Origin of the sequence: Alkaliphilus sp. B6464 (assembly GCF_018141165.1) — a bacterium.
Lineage (GTDB): Bacteria > Bacillota > Clostridia > Peptostreptococcales > Natronincolaceae > Alkaliphilus_B.
This window is the reverse complement of record NZ_CP058557.1, coordinates 2053969-2074595: the sequence shown is the minus strand read 5'-3', so window position 1 is coordinate 2074595 and position 20627 is coordinate 2053969. Positions and strand designations below refer to the sequence as shown.

Below are 20627 nucleotides of genomic sequence, written 5' to 3'. Positions count from 1 at the left end.
TGACGAGGAAAATTTTGAATATAGTTTAGATTATTTAGATTTAAAATCGGCTGTCCCTCAAAAGGATATCGCCAAAAATGGCAACTCCCTTAAATTTAAAGTACTTCAGTTTTATTTTCAACATTCGTATGTGAACTAACTACTTGTAGTCCGCATATAACTTAATATCTCTTATTATATTAATATCTCTTATTATACTACAATGCCAGTAGTGTTTTTGCGCTCCCAATTGTAGTCCGACTATAATTCTAGGATAAAAAACCCTACTCAGAATGTAGTTAGCCTATATTCCAACGTTTTAAAGGAGTGTGAGTCTCACGTTCGTCAAATTTGACGATTGTGGCACCAATTTCTCGTTTGACAATTTTGTCAGATGAGACACCTTCGTCATTTTTGACGATGGCTTTACTCGACTTTAAAGTCGAATACTCTAACCAACAGATTTTTCCGTTCGTACTCCATGACGAATGGTATTACAATTAGCCTTCTAATTACTATTTTTTGTAAATAATAACTACAAGGCTAAATATAATATTTGATTTTACAGTAAATAGAACTATATACTTAATAAATCATCAATATATCCATCTAAATTGATTTCAAATAGATCATTATCGCCTATTAACATAAAATATAATTCTTGTATTGCTTTAGTTGTTCGCATCTCATAACCGATCTCTTTAAATGATTGCATTAAATACTTCTCCAAACTATATATAATATTACCTTCTGCTAGTGTATTTCCAACTCTTACAAGTACTTTCAACACATCATTTGCTTTTGAATTAGCATATTTCTTTATTTTGTTGATTTTGCTATAGATAGATAATACATAGTTCTGTCTATTAATCTTCCGTTCATTTTCTGTTACATGGCTACTATTTTCATATTCTTCTATTGCTTCATCAGAATACTTTCTTATTAATTCATTAATAATTTCTAGTTGCATCTGTCTTATATAATCATTCGGCTTATTAAGCCAAGGGAATATGTAAATTGTATGCTCGTATTTGCCCGTATTTGACCTTCTAGGCTTCCTAATCATAAAAGGTAGACTACCTTATCCTAATTTGTTCTATTTTCCTTAAATTACGCATTACAGTGTGTCTACATACGTTTATTTCTTCTGCTATGGTTTCTTGTGATGGAAAAGCATAGTTTTTATTACCGTAAGCATAAGACAATACACAGTCCAGTATAACCTTTTGAGTAGGATTTAACTTTACAAACTGATGGTAGTTATATTTAGTTAATTTCATATTCTCCTACCACCTCTTTTGTTAAAAGTGGTAAGTGGAGTTCTTTCCTTCACAATATCAAATAATTCTTCGTTTCTTAGCGAAGAAGTATATATAGAAGTAGTTGCAATATCGGAATGACCTAATAAACGTGACAAACTATATAAGTCCAATCCTTCACGTAGATTTTTGACGGCATAGTAGTGCCTGAAATTATGTGGAAACACTCTTGTTTCAGTTATATTTGCCCTTTCTCCTACTTTCCTACATATATCTTGTATTATAAAATTACTTAAGGGTTGTCCATATCTACCTAAAAAATAATAATCTGGTGTATGTTTTTTATCTATAAAGAAACTATTTTTAGCCCTTTCATACTTTAACATAGCCCTTTTTAACTGTGCAGAAAATGGTACAAATCTTTCCTTCTTACCTTTCCCTTGAATAAATAAAGTATTATTTTCCTTAATATCCTTTTCTCTTAATCTAATTACCTCACCTGCTCGAAGTCCACAGTCTACAAGCATGTAAATAACTGCCCTATCTCTAATTTCAATGTAACTATTACCCTTTAAAGTTTCTAACATCTTTTCAACTTCAAAATCGGAAAATGTTTGTATAACTTTTGTTTTTTCTTTTACATTTTTAACTTCTATTCTTTCATCAATATACTTTTCTTCTACCAAATAACTTATTAATGATTTCAGTACAGTTAATAATGTATTAATATAACTTTCTTCGTATCCTCTCTTAATTAACGATACACTGTACTGTTTTAGTACCCTGCTATTAAGTTGATCTACATTTTTAACTTCTTTGTCTAAGCAAAATCTCATAAACGTTTTCATGTAAAAATTATAACTTTTTAATGTTTCCTTGCTTAAACCCCTTGCCTCACAATCAAACAAAAATTCTTCCACTAACTCTTGCAATTCCAACATAAAAACACACTCTCCTGTTCTTATGAATCATGCAACATAACAGTAAAGTGTGCTTAAACTTAAAACATTGAAAAATCAATCCTTTGAAGAATCTGTATATAATCTGCTAAATACATATATTTTATATATATAGCATGACTCACACCATCCTAAGGGATAGCGTGCTCTTCTTCGTTTTCATCAACTTTTTCCATTTTAGAAATAGATACCTCATATGCAATTTTATTTAAAACATTTCCATCTGATAATTTTTTCTGATATTGCCTACTTTGTATCCGTCCCCAGATCCGAATTCTATCACCAACATTTAACTTAGAAGAAAACCTTGCATTTCTTCCCCAAGCTATTGTCGGTATGTAGTCCGACTTATTATAAAGTCTATTTACTGCAATTAGCAGGTCTGTAATTTCCCTACCAAAAGGTGTTTCTCTATAGACGGGAGCTTTGCAAATATATCCTTCTAAGAAAATCTCATTAGGATTTTTTAATTCTTCCTCCCCTTCAAAGGGAATAATATCCCTAGCAAATATAGTTAATACTAGACGGTTACTACCATCTATAAATTTGTTATAGGACCTTAACTGCCCCTCTATCCTAATCATGTCCCCATCTTCTAAGTCTAACCCCACCAATAGCCTTTCTGACACTGTTAAAGGTAGCTGATCTACTGCATCACTTAGTCGAGGTATTTCTATATTATATGTATAAAACCCCTCTCCATAAATCTCATGACTAAACTCTTTTTCTCCAACAACCTTTCCCACTATTGTTACAACATTCGTATCCATAAGATGATCAAGTGTCATCTTACCCCACTCTCCCTTCTATTCTTATGTTTATAATATTTTTGGACTAATCTATAAACATGTTTATTCAGAGTGGGACTAAATTATGTTTTCTTTAGTGAAAAATAATACTAAATTTTTAATGACTAAAAAATTAATGATTATCAAAAATATTATCGTATATTTTTGATTGTTGCTGAATTATATTAATACTTTCTTTTTCATTAATTAAGTCTAAAAATATACCCTTCCCCTTATCCATAGATTGTGCTCCCAACAATAAAAGTATATCATTAGGCTTTAATTCCTTAAGTATTTCTTTTATAGCATTTCTTAAGGATGCTTCATATTTAAACAAAAATAAACTATCTTTTAGTACTTCAAAATATACTTGTCTTTCTTCATTACTTACCCGATTAAGATTATCTACACAATCTACACTATCTGTAATAATAAGTTTTTTTACATTTAGTATTTCATACCATTGTTTTAAGACCTCAGCATTTCTACGATTAATATCTAATCCTCTATTTCCTCTAACACCATTTACAATATAAAGGTTATTATACTGAAGGGTTTGTATAGTATGAAATACCGCTTCATAACTAGCAGGATTATGACAATAATCATCTATAACAGTATATTTATCTTTGTAGACAATTTCCATCCTTCTTGTTACAGGTGGATAACTTTTTATGGCCTTTGCTATTTTTTCAATTGGAACATCTAATAATAAGCATGTACTAATAGCTGATAAAGCATTGTAAATATTATGATTTCCTAATAGGTTAGAGGTAATTGGATATTCAAATACTTCTATTTCTACTCCAGATAATGTTGTAATGCCTCTTTGTAGACAATAGTTAAAAGATGTTAAAAAATCCATATCGATACTAGAAGCAGTAACCGTAGATTTAGAGCTCAATCCATAACTAATAATTAATATTTCATTATTTCCTTCCAACATTTTTAGTCCATAATTATCATCATGATTTATTAAAGCAATTTTACCTGCTGCTAAACTATCAAATAGTTTCTTTTTAGACTTAATATAATCAGTAATAGTTTTATGAAAGTTTAAATGATCCTGATTAATATTTGTATGTATTGCAATATCAAATTTAATTCCATAAACTCTATCATTTTTTAAACCATGGGAAGATACTTCTAATACTGCAACCCTTATGTTTTCTTCTACCATTCTATTTAAATAATAGTAAATATCCTCTGTAATTGGAGTAGTTAATTTTGATGGGTATTGTTCTTTACCAATTTTAATATGTAAGGTCCCTATTATGCCAACAGCAATCCCAGCTTCCTTAAGAATATGATAAATTAAATTAGTAGTTGTTGTTTTACCATTTGTACCTGTAACTCCAATAACTAATAATTTCTCTGATGGATAACCATAAAATTCATTGCACAGCTCAGCAAGCTTTATTCTCCCATTATTAACCTTTTTCACGATACAATCTTTTCTATAAATATCCTTTTCTGTATAAACAATAACCGCACCACTTTCTACCGCTTCATTAATAAATTCATTTCCATCTTTATTTTGGCCTGTTAAAGCTACAAATACATAATCTTTTCTAACTTGTCTAGAATCCGAAGTTATTCCTTTAATTTTTATGCCATCTATCATCATTAGTGTATATCCTCCCACTATCCTAATCGGTTAGAGTTAATATTGTTTATGTTTTGTATTTCAAAGTCCAATTATACACAATCAAAAAAATACCCTCGCTATAGGAGGGATTTTAATTTTTTTGTTGTCTTCCTGTATTATCAATTGTATAATTTTCTTTATAAATTAACTCTGATACGGGAACTATTTCATATCCTTGTTCCTGCAATTTTTCAAGAACTAGAGGTAAAAATTCACTTACATATTTAGCATTATTATGAAACAATACTATAGAACCCTTTTTTACATTTCTAGTAACTCTATCTACTACCGGTTGTACTCCCATTTCTTTCCAGTCTAAGGAATCCACATCCCACTGAATTGTATGATAGTTTAGCTCTTCTGCTGTCTCAATTAACAGATTGTTATAATCACCAAACGGTGGTCTAAAAACTACAGGATCTTTCCCAGTTATTTTTGCAATTTTATCTCCAGTAGTCTTTAATTCATTAGCTATTTGTTCCTTAGTTAACTTAGACATATGAGGATGAGTAGTTGAATGATTACCTATTTCATGTCCCCTATCATAAATTTTCTTTACCATATCTGGATATTTGTCTACCCAAAATGCTACTAAAAAAAATGTTGTTTTAATATTATACTTGTCTAATGTATCTAGTATATTATCTGTAAATTCATCACCCCATGCTGCATCAAAGCTTATGGCTATCTTTTTATCGTTGGTTTCTACACTATAAATAGGCAATCTCTTTTGGTTTGAAAAAACACCTATTATCCCGTCCTCAGTAGTTCTCGAGTAAAATATCAATCCCCCTAAGACTAGCACAGTACATAGCAAAATTGATAGAATCCTTTTCTGTAAAATATATACCTTCATATTACTCCCCCTGTACTAAAGATTATATTAAAGTTTATTCCTTGTAACTTGTTTTATGCATAATTACTGTATCAAAATCAATGTTAGGTTAATAGAATAATTGGAAGGATTCTATTTCATTGAGATAACATTTATTTATTAATTAAAATAGTAAGGAGGAGACAGGATGAGCTTTTATACCGACAAGATTTCAGAACGTCTTGGTGGTAAAATGTTTAGTAAAAAAACAGAAGCATACAAATTTGCAAAGATTAAAAAAGCAAAAGAAGATGCCATAAAGATGCACCCTCATCTATCTTTAATAGATCTTGGTATAGGTGAACCAGATAAACCGGCAGATATAGGAGTTGTAAATACACTGTCATTGGAAGCTGGCAGGCCAGAAAATCGTCTATATGCGGATAATGGTATTCCCGAATTTCAAGAAGCGGCTGCAAAATACCTAGAAGAAATCTATGGTCTAAAAAACATCAATCCTTCAACCGATATAATTCATGGAATGGGGTCTAAATCCATTTTATCAATGCTACCTATGTGTTTTATTAATCATGGAGACATTACCCTCACAACAACTCCAGGTTATCCTATAATTTCAACATATACTCGTTATCTTGGAGGTGATGTATATACCCTACCTCTATATAAAGAAAATAACTTCTATCCTAATTTTTCTACAATTCCTAAAAATATTTTAAAACGAGCTAAGCTATTATATATTAACTATCCTAATAACCCAACTGGACAAGTCGCAACTAAAGAATTTTATAAAGAAGTAGTAGAATTTGCATATAAAAACAATATCATTGTTGTGTCTGATGCCGCCTATGCTCCTATTACCTTTGATGGATGTGAACCTTTAAGCTTTCTATCTGTTGAAGGAGCTAAAGATGTCGGAGTGGAACTTCATAGTTTATCTAAGGGATATAATATGACAGGTTGGAGATTAGCATTTATTGTAGGTGACCCATTAGCTATTAAAGTTTATGGAACAGTAAAAGATAATACGGATTCTGGTCAGTTTAGAGCTATACAGAAAGCAGCTATTTATGCATTAAATAATAATGAAATTAGCTTAAGAAATTGTGAAAGATATTCTAGACGTCTTGACCTATTAGTTAGCGCCTTAAACGAAGTAGGATTCTCCGCTAAAAAACCTAAAGGAACTTTCTATTGTTATGTCACCATACCAAAAGGAACTAAATCAGGTATTATTTTCGAGACTGCGGAAGAAGTTTCAGATTATCTAATAAGAAATTCATTAATATCTACAGTGCCTTGGGATGACGCTGGGGCCTATTTACGACTATCTGTTACATTCAATGCGAATAGCCAGGCCGAAGAAATTGAAATAATAGAAGAGCTTAAGCAAAGATTATTAAAGCTTCAACTAATTTTTTAATTATTGTTTTATATGTAAACCCTCCTACGTATATTTAACCTGGGGGGTGTTTTTATTGTTTGAGATTATTTCTGCTACATCTATAGGTTTAGGATTATTTTTATTAGGTATGAGATTTCTTACAGAAGGATTAGATCGATTTACATCTAGTAGATTTAGATATATGCTTATTAATCTAAAAATTCATCCATTACTCGGAGTTTTAATAGGCTGTATCATTACAGGTATCTTACAGTCCAGCAGCGGTATGACAGTTATCTTAGTTGGCCTTGTTCAGTCTAATTTACTCACACTTTACCAAGCTACACCAATTATTATGGGAGCCAATATAGGCACAACTGTAACATCCCAGTTAATAGCGTTTAATATGGGTAAATACTCATTTATTCCATTTATATTGGGTATTTTAATTAATTTGACATCTAAAAATAAAAAAATTTGTTATATAGGAGAAGTGCTAATAGGTTTTTCTCTTATCTTTATTGGTATTGATCTATTAACTGAAGGTCTCTCACCTCTAAAAGATATATTAGCATTTCAAAAAATTTTAGAAGAGTTTGGAAAAATGCCTATATTAGGTGCTTTAATAGGCTTTTCTGCTATATCCATACTACAAAGCAGTAGTACAGGTGTAGCAATTCTACAAACATTAGCTAGTAATGGGTCAATATCCATGTATTCCGCTGTATCAATTATGCTTGGTATGAATGTTGGCACTTGTATAACATCTATAATATCAAGTTTATCTTTAAATAGAGCTGCTAAACAAACTGCTTTTGTACATCTTTTTTTTAATATTATGGGTGTAGTTTTAATTTTTCCCTTTATCAATTTATTATGTGCAATATCAGTTTCTTTATCACCACTTAATCCATCAAGACAAATTGCTAATGCTCATACAATTTTTAATGTTTTTAGTACTCTAATTCTTCTTCCCTTCACGGGCATTATTGTAGGCGCAGTACAATGGATTATAAAAAAATAATAACTTTAATATTACCAATAATTAATACACATTTTAAAAAATTTTAAGTTAAAACTAATTATGAATGATTTTATTCATTCTAATTACGAAAGGAGTGTATTTATGTCTATTCGTAAAAGCCAATGGACAAATGTGAATGGTCACCGTGTAGAAGCTAGTTCTCGTACTTTTAGATATGATAGTCGACATTTTAACAGAGAATTTAAGCCTAAGCCAGGCCAGTTAGAGAATATCTATGACCATGGTAAAGAAACGATTGTAGAATTACACTCCAAATAAAACCTCTACATAGGGTGGATAATTTTTCGCCCTATGTTTTTATTGAAATTTGAAGCACTTTAAAGCATTGGCATAATTAATTAATCTATGAAAAAACTTCTAACATATTCATTATCAAAAGTGGTTAAATTATATATACAACATCAAAAGATGTTGCTAAAATATAATTCAGATGAGGAGGAGAAAATTATGGCTTCAAGAAATAAAGTTGTTGTTCCAGAAGCTCGCCAAGCTCTTAATCAAATGAAGTTAGAAATAGCTAGTGAGTTAGGTCTTTCTAATTATGATCAAGTAGACAAGGGTAATTTGACAGCTAGACAAAACGGATACGTTGGTGGATATATGACAAAACGTTTGGTTGAAATGGCTCAAAGACAAATGAGTGGAAAATAATAAAATTATAGTTTAATATAAAATATTTATCATAAAAAATGAGATGCTCTAGTGAGCATCTCATTTTTTAGTTTGCAAATTATATATATGCCGTCTAATACTTTTCAGCAGTGTATAAGACAAATGATTTGTTATTCCTAAGAACAGTAACAATATATAGAAATCATATTTTAATAATAGAATTTCTTGTTTTTATACACACCAATCATTAAGAAAACAAGTGACACTAATAAGACCAACGAATACTTTGTGGTAATAGTTCTTAAAATTATTTTTTCACCATTCTCAAATATACTTATATAATTAGCGATCTCAGAATTTATAAAAATTGCAAACAATTCATATATAAGTAAAACCATAAAACTAATAGTAGTTGACTTTAAAGTATAGATTAGCATATATAATAACGAGGTAAAAAAGAAACATTGAATAACTGTTTTCAAGAACTCTAAAAATACATTATCCAAAAATATACTGTACCCTAAAAAAAGTATACTAATATGTATAATATACCAGATGAATATTAAAAGTATTTGAAAAACCTTAACTTTGCCGGACTCGTCAATACAATATAAGATTTCATTTCCATCTCCTTCAATATATTCTTTAAATATAAAAGTAATCCACCACAAAGATAAAATAGGTATATACTTTTCCACTTCTCTAAATATCAGAAAATAAGAATTCTCTATACTACCTGACATATAAACTATTCCAACACTTACAATAGGTAGAAAAACATATAAAATAAATAAAGGAATAAAATAATATATCTTTAAGTTTTTGAAAGAAAAATATATCGGTTTTATGTTCATGATATTATATTCCTTTCAATATGCACATATATCCATCTTCGATAGTAGGTTCTAAACTTTTGTGTCCTTGTTTTTTGTTTGAAAGTATCCTTAAAAACTCTTCTCCATTTCTAAAAAAAGTTTTTTCAACATACCAATTAGAATCGATTCCTATTCCTTGTTTTACTTCAAAAACTTTTCCTCTTGCTATAGATATAATTTCTTCGCTATTTCCCATTTTAAATATTTTTCCATCATTCATGATTATCATTTTATTGCAACATGTTTCAACATCTTCTACAATATGGGTAGAAATTATAATTATCTTGTCCTCTTTTATAGAGGACAAAAGATTTTTAAATCTTATTCTTTCTTCTGGGTCAAGTCCAGCAGTTGGTTCATCAAAAATTATTATTTGAGGATCTCCTAATATTGCTTGAGCAATACCTAGTCTTCTAACCATCCCACCAGATAAAGTTGATACTTTATTATTAATTCTATCTTGTAAATTAACTTTTTCCAAACTCTCTTTAATACAAGCATCCATAGACTCCTTAGGTATTTTTTTTAGAGCAGCAAAGTATTGAAGATTATCATATGCAGTTAATTCTTTAAATAATCCAAATTTTTGAGGAAGATATCCTATGTTTTTTGAAAATGCATTATTATTAGTAACGTCTATTCCTTGAAATCTTATATTTCCTTTAGTGATATCATATAAGTTAACTATACACCTAATTAACGTTGTTTTGCCTGCTCCATTTGGACCTAAAAGTCCATATACCCCAGTTTTTAAACTTATAGAGATCCCTTTCAATACTTCTTTTTTTTTAAATGATTTATTTAAATCTAAAATCTCTAACACTTTAACTACCTCCTTTTGTTAAATCTCTAATAAATGTAGTTGAATCTCTTGTATCATTTTTATTTCTTAAAAAATCATAAGTATTTTTAAGAACATAATCTTCTCCTAATTCATTTATTTTTTTCAAAAATAAATTATGCAATTTATAAGATTTGTTATTTTCTAATTTTTCTTTAGGGATATTAAGAATTCTATTCTTATATAAAAGATAATCAAAGAATATAGTTTTAATTTCTATTTTTTTAATATCTTGTGGTATAGTAGATTGCAAGAAATCATGTATTAAATTTTCTTTATTTAAACTATATACAAAAATATGGTCTTTAAAACTTACTAAACCATTATCCATTACACGACTAGTAAATGTAGCTGGAGATTGAAAAATTTTTTTGCCAGTAATATTAAGTTCCTCATTTTCTAGAAACATGTTTTTGTATGGTTGCAATATATTGTTAATATCTAATAAAGCATTTGTATTTAATTTTTCTAAAGTTAAGCCATAAAAAATATTATTTCCAATATTCTTTTCTTCTACAAAACCTCCAATTAAGGTAACCGCTTGTGCTTCACCAAAGAAATTATTATTCTCTTTTTGTAAATTTGAGTAAATATCTAAGTTAGATTTTATGGATACATTAAATTTAATACTATCATCTCTTATTATTGGAATATATACAGATTGTTCCTTCAAATATATTTTTTTATATCCTTCTATTGGATAGTACGGAAAACAGCCTGGAAGTAAAACTCCCTGAGAATTGCTATAAAATACTGGACTATATCCACTATATAAAATTCTTATTTCTTCTAGTTTTTCATTAGTAGGGTTGAATACTTCTAGATAATCCCCTTCTCTTCTGAATTCTAATATTTCATTTTTTTTACTAAGTATTTTTTCAACATTATAATTTCTATATAGGGTAAATTTATAGCTATTTAAATATTCTTTTTCATCTAAGGAGATTTTTATATCACTATGTAATTGCCTGCCTATAGTAAGATCCATATCATATGCTAAAATATTAAATTCTACATTTTCTTCTTTTTGAACATCCTTTATATAATACAATTCATCAAAGGCCACAAAACTGTTAGGGTTATAATCTTTCTTTACGATGCTACCTGGTTTAGTATATGAATACAAATTGATAAGTGAAAAAGATAGTAATATTATGGCTACAAAATTTAATAATTTATATTTTTTAGTGCTTAATTTTAACAATACAAAGGAACTCAAAAAACATATCCAAAATATTAACAAGTTCCATCTATAAGGCTCTATTGACAATCCATATAGTTCTTCTTCAACCCAATCTAAATTTGGAGGTAAAATATCAAATATTTCTCTAAGTGGATATATATTTACTTCAAAACCCATAAAGAGTACATAAGGTACGAATTCACAAATAGGACTTATTAAAACTGTTGAGAATATCATTATAAGATATGCCGGAAATCTTTTTAAATATAATGAAGTTACAGTCCCTATACAAACACCTAAAAATGATACTAAAAAAACATTTAAAAAATTATTTAAGAATATATGATACGCATAAGGTAATGAATTTACATTCATAACAAAATATACAATATAATTATATATCATTATATTTAAAGTCATTATTAATATTGTAATCACCAATACTGCTAATTTAGAAAAATACAATTCAAATTTTCCATTGTTTATCACTGAAAAACATTCTAATATGCTTTCATTTTTACTTTTTACTAAGTATTCATAGGATATAAATACAAAGAAAACAAAATAAATTATACTAATTTTTTGACTATGAATTAGATAATATAGTGCATCTTTATGTATTGACAATTTATAAATACCTTCAATTAAATACACATTTACTACAATAGAAAATATAAAGAATCCTAATGCTAAATATATACTTTTAAAAAATAACTTAAAATTATTTCTTATTAAAGTAATCATTTAAATTCCCCTTTAAATTGCAAATTTTATAAAATTATTAGATGGAGAATTTCTTCTCCATCTAATGATTATATGCTAGAAATAGTTAATAAACATCTGTTTAATACCAAATTGAACCTACAGCTTCACACCCTATAAAGCCCCATCCTTTAGGATTTAATTCTAATTGCCAATTTGCATCTTGAGTAGCGGTAACTTTGCCTTTAGAGCCGGTACCTTTAGCCATAAGCGATTCTCTTTCTTTACTCCACCCTTTTCCGGGAAAAGAACGATGTACAGTAGCATAAACACTAAACAGTGAGTTAGGCGAATTAGCTGCCTCATAATTTACATAATCACTAAGGCCAATAATATCTGTAGAATCAGACGATTCACTTGCATCTAGAACAACAGAAGCAGTTTCAGCATTCACGCTAACTGAAAAACAAATCAAAACGACAAGACATAAAGCTAAATTAATAAGCAATTTACTTTTTTTCATTATTATACCCTCCATAAATTTGATTTTTTTACTAAATGATGCACCATTTAGTTTGATTTATATATATACATGTATATATTCATATTTATTATAAAATCATAATTTAGAGTATTAGCAAGTTATTCTTTGATAAATATTAAAATATGATTTTATAAAACCAAAAAAGTATGTGGTGAAATATACCATTAATGTTAATCACATTATTTTAAACATCAAAGCATGTATAAGGAAGAACTACAAGTTATAATAATCATTTATAAGAATACAAGTTTATATACCAAATTTAATATTTTATTACATATTTTACCATGACTTGTACTCAATAACATACTACTATATGTTTTCATATTATTCAATGATAACCATATGGCATTATAGAACATATTCCGACACATACAACAATTTCATTAAAATTATTAGTTTTGTATAGAACTTTTTCTAATTCGGATATTCTAACTCTTCTATCAATATCTCAACGCTTAGCTTAAATATATATTGTAGAAGCCTAGTTTGTCTTCTTTTACAATGCCATTTACACCTTTATCACCTATAGTAGATCCAATATATTAAAAAATAGTCTATTTAAAGAAGGTACCGGAAAAACTATGCTTTTTCAGTGCCTCTTTAAATATCATCTTGTTTTTTAGATTAAAAGTCATATATTATAATTCATTTCAACAATTATACTTTAAAAATAGCTATAAATAGATTAATATATTATATAAAGGTTAAACGTTTTTAGAAAGAGGTGTATTTATGTTTACCAATAACTCTCAACAGTTAGCAGAAAACAAACTGCTTCTTCTTCATATATTTGATCGTATTGAGTTTCCAATGTCAAACCCACAGATTACTCAGTTTGTTTTAGAAAATGATATTATGAATTATTTTATGCTTCAACAATTTTTAGGTGAGCTAAAGGATTCAAAGTTTATTATTGAAAAACAAAAGGATAATGAACATATTTTTATAATTACAGAAAAGGGAAAAAGCGCATTAAGTTATTTTGTTAATCGTATCCCCAAATCTCAAATTGATCGAATAGATCAATTGTTAAATGTTCAAAAAGAAAAGTTTATAAAGAACACACAAGTTAAGGCTGATTACATAAAGATAAAAGATGATGAATATTTAGTTAAGCTTGGAGTAATTGAGAAAGACATGCCTATTATTAATTTAAAATTAAGTGTAGCTAATAATAAACATGCAAAACAAATTTGTGAAAAATGGCGTGAAAGTGCTCCAAGCCTGTATGGTCAAATTATCAATCTATTAATTGAATAGTTTTATGTTTAAAGTATTAGCTGGCATAATATCTACTATGTAGAAATATGCCAGCTATATGAGTTGTATAAGTAATAACACTAGAGTAGGATTTAATTAAAGGATTTTTTAATTATGCTAGTAGGCTCTTTACCTACTGATATACTTTGTATCACTTTTCTTGTATGTGTATCAACTATATCAACCGTATTTTTCTGTATACTAGTAACAAAGAGTCTTCCTTTTTCGCTATCTAACTCTATACCATGGGGCATAGAGTTAACTTTAATCTCTCCAGAATATTTATTATTTTGTATATCATATATATGAACGCAGCTCATATCAGAATCTGTAATATATAAGTATTCATTTGTTTTATCACTAGTTGCTTCAACTGGCATTTTGCCAATAGTTATTGTTTTTATTTCTTTTAATGTTTTTGTTTCGTAAATAACTACCTTTCCTTTTCGACTAAATTGATCACTATAATTAACTGCAAATAAAAACTCACCACTAGCATCAATTCTTAAATGCCATGGGTTACATTTCACCTTATGGTTTTTAAGTCTCTCGTTTGTTCTAGTTTCAATCTCAGTTATCTCGCCAGAACCATAATTACCTATAAAAATGCGCTCCTGATCATTTGTCATAGCCATACCGTGAGGCATTTCTCCTGTAGGAAGCTGTATAATTAATTTCAGATTATCCATACTTAAAATCGACAGACTATTAGAATCCGTATTTGCCACGTATATATGATTGTATTTGGGGCATAGGATAACTTGACTTGGGCAACTTCCTACAAAGATAGTATCAATTATCTTCTCACTAATTAAATCTACTACAGAAACACTACTGTGCCAGCTATTAGGGACATACAAAAGTTTACTTCTTTCATCCAGAGCAATATGGTGAGGCCCGAATTGTGAAGATGAAGAGCGTTGTCCATTATAGCATAATTTAATTCTTTGGATTTCTCTTCCTCCGACTAAATCTATAACGGAAATAGAATCATCGGAGAAGTTAGAAATGATTAAAGTGTCATTGGATAAACACTTCATCCCATCACCTCTCAATCAAAAGTATACAAAATATATTTCCGACTACTCAACTATATTTATTATCTTATGATTGCATTTTATATATGTGACAGAGGATACGTGTTATATCTTTTCTTTATTAAAATAATAATATTGCCTATTGTCCTTATAAGAGATTTTAAATCTAACACCTAAATCTACGGCTTATTTAATTAATAATTTTCTTACTTCTCCTATCATATAAAGTGACCCTGCAAAAATAATTGCTTCATTTGCTTCTGTTTCTTCAATAGCCATGTTTATCGCTTCCTTAATATCTTCACTTACATAGGTTTCTTTTCCAAATACCTTTAACTTATCTGCCAAATCTATTGCATTCATAGCTCTTGGATTAGCTGGCCTTGTAGCAATAATCTTACTCATTAAAGGTATAAGATCCTTAAGCACTCCTTCCACATCCTTGTCTTGAAGCATTCCTATAACAAAAGTAATTTTATAATCTTTTAGTAAAGCCCCTATACTTTTTCTAAGCGCTTCTGCACCATGTAGATTATGTGCTCCATCAATAATTACTACCGGATCTCTTTGTAAAACTTCGAAGCGACCTGGCCATTTTGCATTATAAAGCCCACCTAATACTGCTTCATCGCTAATATTAATATTTCTATACTTACGCAAAACTTCAACTGCACCAATAGCTGTGCAAGCATTATATATTTGGTGGATTCCAACTAATTGTATTTTTATATTATCATAAACATTACCTAATATATTTACTGAAAAAACTTGTTCTTCTATAGTACTTTTATGTATGGTTAACTCGTTAAAGCTTGTTACGAAAAGTTTACTATTTCTTTCCGCGCATAAATTTCTAAATACATCTATAACTTCCGCTTCCTGAGGATAAGATAATACCAAGCTATTTTCTTTAATTATACCGCCTTTTTCATATGCAATTTTATCTAGTGTATCTCCTAAATATTCTGTATGATCCAGTCCAATAGGTGTAATTACAGATAGAAGTGGATCTTCTACAACATTAGTCGCATCCAATCTGCCACCAAGCCCTACTTCTAATACAAGAAAATCTATATTTTCCTTAGCATAATAGTAAAATGCTATAGCTGTTACAACCTCAAACTCCGTAGGATGATTTTTCCCTTCATTAACCATTCCTTCTATTTTCTCTTTAACAATAGCAGTTATATTAGCCAGTTTATCCTTCGGAATATTTTCACCATTTATCCTCATTCTTTCGGTAAATTCCTCAAGGTATGGTGAGGTATATAGTCCAACACGATATCCTGCTTCTTTTAATATGCTGTGTATATATGAAGAGGTCGATCCTTTGCCATTTGTCCCTGCTACATGTATAATTTTTAGTTTTTTATGTGGATCACCCAATAGGCTTAATAAATACTTTATATTTTCTAAACCTAATTTGCTACCAAATTTATAAGTTCCATGAATGTAATCCAAGGCTTCCTGATAATTCATTTTTCCACTCCATTCTAAATGTTATAATATTTAGTCTTTTAATTATAATATCAAAGTTTGGATATATATTAAATCTTATTTTTTATTAAGTAAAAATAGCCTACATTAAATGCAGGCTACTGTTTATATTGTTTATCCTCTATTTTTTAGTGATTCTAATCTTTCTAACACACTGTTTAGCATTTGCTCATACTTTGCCTGTTTCTGCTTTTCTTCCTCTATTAAATGAGCTGGCGCCTTACTAACAAATCCTTCGTTAGAAAGTTTACCTACTACTCTTTTAATTTCTCCCTCTAGTTTTGACTTTTCCTTTTCTAATCTTTCAATTTCCTTTTCAAAGTCAATTAAGTCATCTAAAGGTAAAAACAGCTCGGCTCCTTGAATAACTGTAGATACAGCATCAGAAGGTATTTGATCTTTACTTTTTGCCAACTCAATTTCTGAAACACTTGCTAAAGTCCTAAAATATTCCTCGTTGTCTAATATTGTTTTAGCAATTTCATCCTTTGTAGTTAGAGCAATAAGCTTTGCTTTTCTTGAAGGGATAACATTCATCTCTGCTCTAACATTACGAATGCTTTTAATTGCATTCATGATTAATTCCATTTGCTCTTCTGCTAAACTGCATATTTCATTTTCTTTGTACTTAGGCCACTCTGCTACAATTACACTATCTTTCACAGTAGGTAAATTTTGCCATATCTCTTCTGTTATAAATGGCATAAACGGATGTAACAGTTTTAAAATATTCTCTAATATATAAGTTAGAGTATATTGTGCTGCTCTTTTCTTATTAATGTCTTCGCCATAAAGTCTTGGCTTTACTAACTCGATATACCAGTCACAATACTCATTCCATATAAAATCATAAAGTTTTTGTACAGCAAGACCTAACTCAAATTTATCCATGTTTTCTGTTATTTCTCTGGATACTTTATTAAGTCTAGAAATTATCCATCTATCTACTACAGTAAGTTCAGCCTCTACACTGTCCTTATCAATATAATCAACATCTAAGTTCATTAATACAAATCTTGTAGCATTCCATAGCTTATTTGCAAAATTTCGACTAGATTCTAATTTTTCCATATGGAATCGCATGTCATTTCCCGGGGAATTTCCCGTAACTAAAGTAAATCTTAATGCATCTGCTCCATATTGATCTATAATTTCAAGGGGATCAATACCATTCCCTAAGGATTTGCTCATTTTTCTACCTTCTGCATCTCTTACAAGTCCATGAATAAATACATGTTTAAATGGTATCTCATTCATAAACTCTAGTCCTGAAAAAGCCATACGAACTACCCAGAAGAAAATAATATCATATCCTGTTACTAATACATCTGTTGGGTAGAAATATTCAAGTTCCTTAGTTGCCTCTGGCCAACCTAATGTGGAAAATGGCCATAGAGCTGAGCTAAACCAAGTATCTAATACATCCTCATCCTGTTTAAAGTTATTTGAATTACATTTTTCACAAGTAGTTGGTGCTTCCTTTGAAACAACTAGGTGTCCACAATCAGAACAATAATAAGCTGGAATACGATGACCCCACCATAATTGTCTAGAAATACACCAGTCTCTAATATTTTCTAACCAATGTAGATAGGTTTTAGAGAAACGATCTGGAACAAATTTAATTCTTCCATCCTTAACAGCTTCAATAGCTGGTGCTGCAAGAGGTTCCATTTTTACAAACCATTGATCTGATGTTAAAGGTTCTACTACTGTATCACATCTATAGCATTGGCCTACATTATGGCTATGCTCCTTAATTTTAACTAACAATCCTTGTTCCTCTAAATCCTTTACAATAGCCTTCCTTGCCTCGTATCTTGACATACCTGCATATTTGCCACCCTTTGCATTTATTGTAGCATCATCATTCATAACAATAATTTGAGGAAGATTATGTCTTAGTCCTACTTCAAAGTCGTTAGGATCATGGGCTGGAGTAATTTTTACAGCTCCTGTTCCAAATTTAGGATCTACATATTCATCGGCTACTATGATAATTTCTCTATTAACTAGAGGTAAAATTGCATATTTACCAATTAAGTGCTTATATCTTTCATCTTCTGGATGTACTGCAATAGCTGTATCACCAAGCATAGTTTCTGGTCTTGTTGTTGCAATTTCTATTACTTCATCACTATCCTTAATTGGATAGTTTATATGCCAAAAATGTCCTGCCTTCTCATCATGTTCAACTTCTACATCTGAAAGAGAAGTTTTACACTCTGGACACCAATTAATAATACGATTTCCTCTATATATTAATCCCTTTTCATATAATTTAACAAATACCTCTGTTACTGCATTACTAAGTCCTTCATCTAATGTAAATCGTTCTCTAGACCAGTCACAAGAGTCCCCTAATTTTTTCATTTGATCTACTATTCTTCCCCCATACTCCTCTTTCCACTTCCAGGCTCTTTCTAAAAATCCTTCTCTACCTACATCCAGCTTACTTAGTCCTTCTTCTTCCTTAATACTTTCAACTACCTTTACCTCTGTTGCTATACTTGCATGGTCTGTGCCTGGCTGCCATAATGCTTCATAACCCTGCATCCTTTTCCAACGAATTAAAATATCTTGAAGTGTATGATCTAGTGCATGACCCATATGGAGTTGTCCTGTTATGTTTGGTGGCGGCAGAACAATGCTGAATGGTTGTTTTTCTGGATCTACTTTTGCTTTAAAATAATTAGCATCCATCCAATGTTTATAAATACGTTCTTCAAACGCCTGAGGATTATAATTCTTTTCTAAATTATTTTCCATTACCTATTCCTCCTTCAAATTTTATATTTTCTTAAATAAAAAAATCCTCCGTCCAAAATAAGGACGAAGGATATATTCGCGGTACCACCTTAATTTCTATTTACAAAAAATAATGTAAATAGACACTTAAATAAATATAACGGTTTACCCGTCTACACCTACTCTATTCAGCGTAGAAACTCAGAAGCTACCTTCAATAGCCTTTGCCCTAAAAAACCTTTCAGCCTATGGGTTTTTATCTCTTAAGGGTGTACTATTTACTCCTCTTCATCATTGTTGATTACTTAATAAAATTTAATATTATTATAACCATTTAACAGGATTTGTCAATAGGTTTCTCAAATTTATTTTTTATTATATAACATAATCTTTAAATAACATCACCATAATTATATTATAATACTAATTTTTACTCAGGTGTTCCAGAGATTGGCGGTTTTTTTATTTCCTGTATTCCTAAGAGTGCATATCTTACAAATGCATATAAAGTAAGTAATGCTGCAATTATAATCAAGGCTTTACCATATATAAAATCAAAAGCTATAGCTAAAATAGCGATATAAAAAACTATAGTGGCTATCTTTCCATAGGAATTTGCTGGGACTACTAATTTATCTTTCTTAGTATATAGAACAATTCCTCCCAGTATCATAGAAATCTCCTTTATTCCATATATGCTTATAACCCATATTGGTATAAACTGCTTTAATGTAAAGCAGATAAGTACTGTTAGCTGCATTAATTTATCTGCTAATGGATCCATAGCTTGTCCCCACTTAGTTATAACATCATATTTTCTTGCAATATATCCATCTAAAACATCTGTAATTCCTGCAAGAATAAAGATTATAACAGAATATAATAAGCTTTTTTCTAAAGGTGAAAAAAATACTCCTACAAATAATGGTATAAGCATAAAACGCACGGTAGTCAATATGTTTGGTAAGTTCATTAATACACCTCGTCTCAGAGCAATTTTTGTGACTATGTACCATACAATATAAATAATACCATATTTTATTAAATTTGCAAAACTTATACCAGAAATTATTTGATTTAAGCTTTATACTATTTTACTGCCTTAATAGAATATATTCTATCTAAATATCCAACTAAATCCATTATCATTTCTTCATAGGTTCTATTAAATACATCCCATTCTCTTTTATAATTAGCATAAATTAGTCTCTTTGTATAGTTTGACATAGGTATATCCTTATATAAACATAATCTAGATACTCTACCTTTACCTATTTCTAAATTTTCGGGATTTATTCCAAATTCTACTTCATCCTTATGAACTAATGCAAACCAGCTAAAATTATCAATTTCTCCTTTTATATAACCATATCTACTTTTAGTTCCATAATTAACCTTTATATTGAACAATCTAATCCCCCCTCTAGTCCG

19 protein-coding genes and 1 other annotated feature are annotated in these 20627 nt (G+C 29.5%); of the genes, 5 read left to right on the top strand and 14 right to left on the bottom strand.

From position 1 onward, the window contains the following. Positions 1-556: 556 nt before the first annotated feature. The 6 genes from HYG84_RS10030 to pdaB form a co-directional block, all read right to left on the bottom strand. On the bottom strand, positions 557-1045 hold the full coding sequence (locus HYG84_RS10030; protein ID WP_212376561.1) for a hypothetical protein: 489 nt from the start codon (positions 1043-1045) through the stop codon (positions 557-559). 10 nt (positions 1046-1055) lie between these two features. Next, positions 1056-1259, bottom strand: coding sequence for a helix-turn-helix domain-containing protein (locus tag HYG84_RS10025; RefSeq protein ID WP_212376558.1), 204 nt, complete (start codon positions 1257-1259; stop codon positions 1056-1058). After that, on the bottom strand, positions 1256-2179 hold the full coding sequence (locus HYG84_RS10020) for a tyrosine-type recombinase/integrase (RefSeq protein ID WP_212376555.1): 924 nt from the start codon (positions 2177-2179) through the stop codon (positions 1256-1258). The genes HYG84_RS10025 and HYG84_RS10020 overlap by 4 nt, the downstream gene beginning before the upstream one ends. Before the next feature lie 149 nt (positions 2180-2328). Beyond that, complete coding sequence (locus HYG84_RS10015; RefSeq protein WP_212376552.1) at positions 2329-2985, bottom strand: single-stranded DNA-binding protein; 657 nt, start codon at positions 2983-2985, stop codon at positions 2329-2331. Between the two features lie 133 nt (positions 2986-3118). Continuing rightward, positions 3119-4612, bottom strand: a complete 1494-nt coding sequence (locus HYG84_RS10010) for a Mur ligase family protein (RefSeq protein WP_212376549.1) — start codon at positions 4610-4612, stop codon at positions 3119-3121. Positions 4613-4724: 112 nt separating this feature from the next. After that, positions 4725-5489 carry a polysaccharide deacetylase family sporulation protein PdaB gene (pdaB, locus tag HYG84_RS10005; RefSeq protein ID WP_212376546.1) on the bottom strand — a complete coding sequence of 255 codons (765 nt, stop codon included), beginning with the start codon at positions 5487-5489 and terminating at the stop codon, positions 4725-4727. Positions 5490-5655: 166 nt separating this feature from the next. Between pdaB and HYG84_RS10000 the strand changes: the two genes are divergently transcribed. From HYG84_RS10000 to HYG84_RS09985, 4 genes are all read left to right on the top strand, one after another. After that, positions 5656-6888 carry an LL-diaminopimelate aminotransferase gene (locus HYG84_RS10000; protein ID WP_212376542.1) on the top strand — a complete coding sequence of 411 codons (1233 nt, stop codon included), beginning with the start codon at positions 5656-5658 and terminating at the stop codon, positions 6886-6888. Between the two features lie 55 nt (positions 6889-6943). Next, positions 6944-7873, top strand: a complete 930-nt coding sequence (locus HYG84_RS09995; protein ID WP_212376539.1) for a Na/Pi cotransporter family protein — start codon at positions 6944-6946, stop codon at positions 7871-7873. Positions 7874-7975: 102 nt separating this feature from the next. Beyond that, the gene (locus HYG84_RS09990; RefSeq protein WP_212376536.1) at positions 7976-8152 is read left to right on the top strand and encodes a hypothetical protein; all 177 of its coding nucleotides are present in this window, start codon (positions 7976-7978) and stop codon (positions 8150-8152) included. Positions 8153-8341: 189 nt separating this feature from the next. Next, entirely contained in the window at positions 8342-8545 is a 204-nt protein-coding gene (locus HYG84_RS09985) for an alpha/beta-type small acid-soluble spore protein (RefSeq protein ID WP_212376534.1), read from the top strand. Between the two features lie 819 nt (positions 8546-9364). Here the strand turns inward: HYG84_RS09985 and HYG84_RS09980 are convergent. The 3 genes from HYG84_RS09980 to HYG84_RS09970 form a co-directional block, all read right to left on the bottom strand. Beyond that, positions 9365-10204, bottom strand: coding sequence for an ABC transporter ATP-binding protein (locus HYG84_RS09980; protein WP_212376531.1), 840 nt, complete (start codon positions 10202-10204; stop codon positions 9365-9367). A gap of 1 nt (position 10205) precedes the next feature. Beyond that, a complete protein-coding gene (locus HYG84_RS09975; RefSeq protein ID WP_212376528.1) occupies positions 10206-12149 on the bottom strand; it encodes an ABC transporter permease in 1944 nt (647 codons plus the stop codon). A gap of 100 nt (positions 12150-12249) precedes the next feature. Then, positions 12250-12630, bottom strand: a complete 381-nt coding sequence (locus HYG84_RS09970) for a hypothetical protein (protein WP_212376523.1) — start codon at positions 12628-12630, stop codon at positions 12250-12252. Positions 12631-13386: 756 nt separating this feature from the next. Between HYG84_RS09970 and HYG84_RS09965 the strand changes: the two genes are divergently transcribed. Further along, positions 13387-13914 carry a DUF4364 family protein gene (locus HYG84_RS09965; RefSeq protein ID WP_212376520.1) on the top strand — a complete coding sequence of 176 codons (528 nt, stop codon included), beginning with the start codon at positions 13387-13389 and terminating at the stop codon, positions 13912-13914. Between the two features lie 92 nt (positions 13915-14006). Here HYG84_RS09965 and HYG84_RS09960 read toward each other — a convergent pair whose 3' ends face one another. The 5 genes from HYG84_RS09960 to HYG84_RS09940 all read right to left on the bottom strand — a co-directional run bounded on the left by HYG84_RS09960 (position 14007) and on the right by HYG84_RS09940 (position 20606). Next, complete coding sequence (locus HYG84_RS09960; protein WP_212376518.1) at positions 14007-14954, bottom strand: YncE family protein; 948 nt, start codon at positions 14952-14954, stop codon at positions 14007-14009. Between the two features lie 183 nt (positions 14955-15137). After that, positions 15138-16430, bottom strand: a complete 1293-nt coding sequence (locus tag HYG84_RS09955; protein WP_212376516.1) for a bifunctional folylpolyglutamate synthase/dihydrofolate synthase — start codon at positions 16428-16430, stop codon at positions 15138-15140. A gap of 132 nt (positions 16431-16562) precedes the next feature. Further along, positions 16563-19217: a valine--tRNA ligase gene (locus HYG84_RS09950; RefSeq protein WP_212376514.1), complete on the bottom strand. Its 2655-nt coding sequence runs from the start codon at positions 19215-19217 to the stop codon at positions 16563-16565. A 56-nt stretch (positions 19218-19273) separates the two neighbouring features. Then, positions 19274-19500: a binding site (T-box leader), on the bottom strand. A 126-nt stretch (positions 19501-19626) separates the two neighbouring features. After that, complete coding sequence (gene pgsA, locus HYG84_RS09945; RefSeq protein WP_212376513.1) at positions 19627-20169, bottom strand: CDP-diacylglycerol--glycerol-3-phosphate 3-phosphatidyltransferase; 543 nt, start codon at positions 20167-20169, stop codon at positions 19627-19629. Between the two features lie 116 nt (positions 20170-20285). After that, entirely contained in the window at positions 20286-20606 is a 321-nt protein-coding gene (locus tag HYG84_RS09940) for a hypothetical protein (protein WP_212376511.1), read from the bottom strand. Positions 20607-20627: the final 21 nt, after the last annotated feature.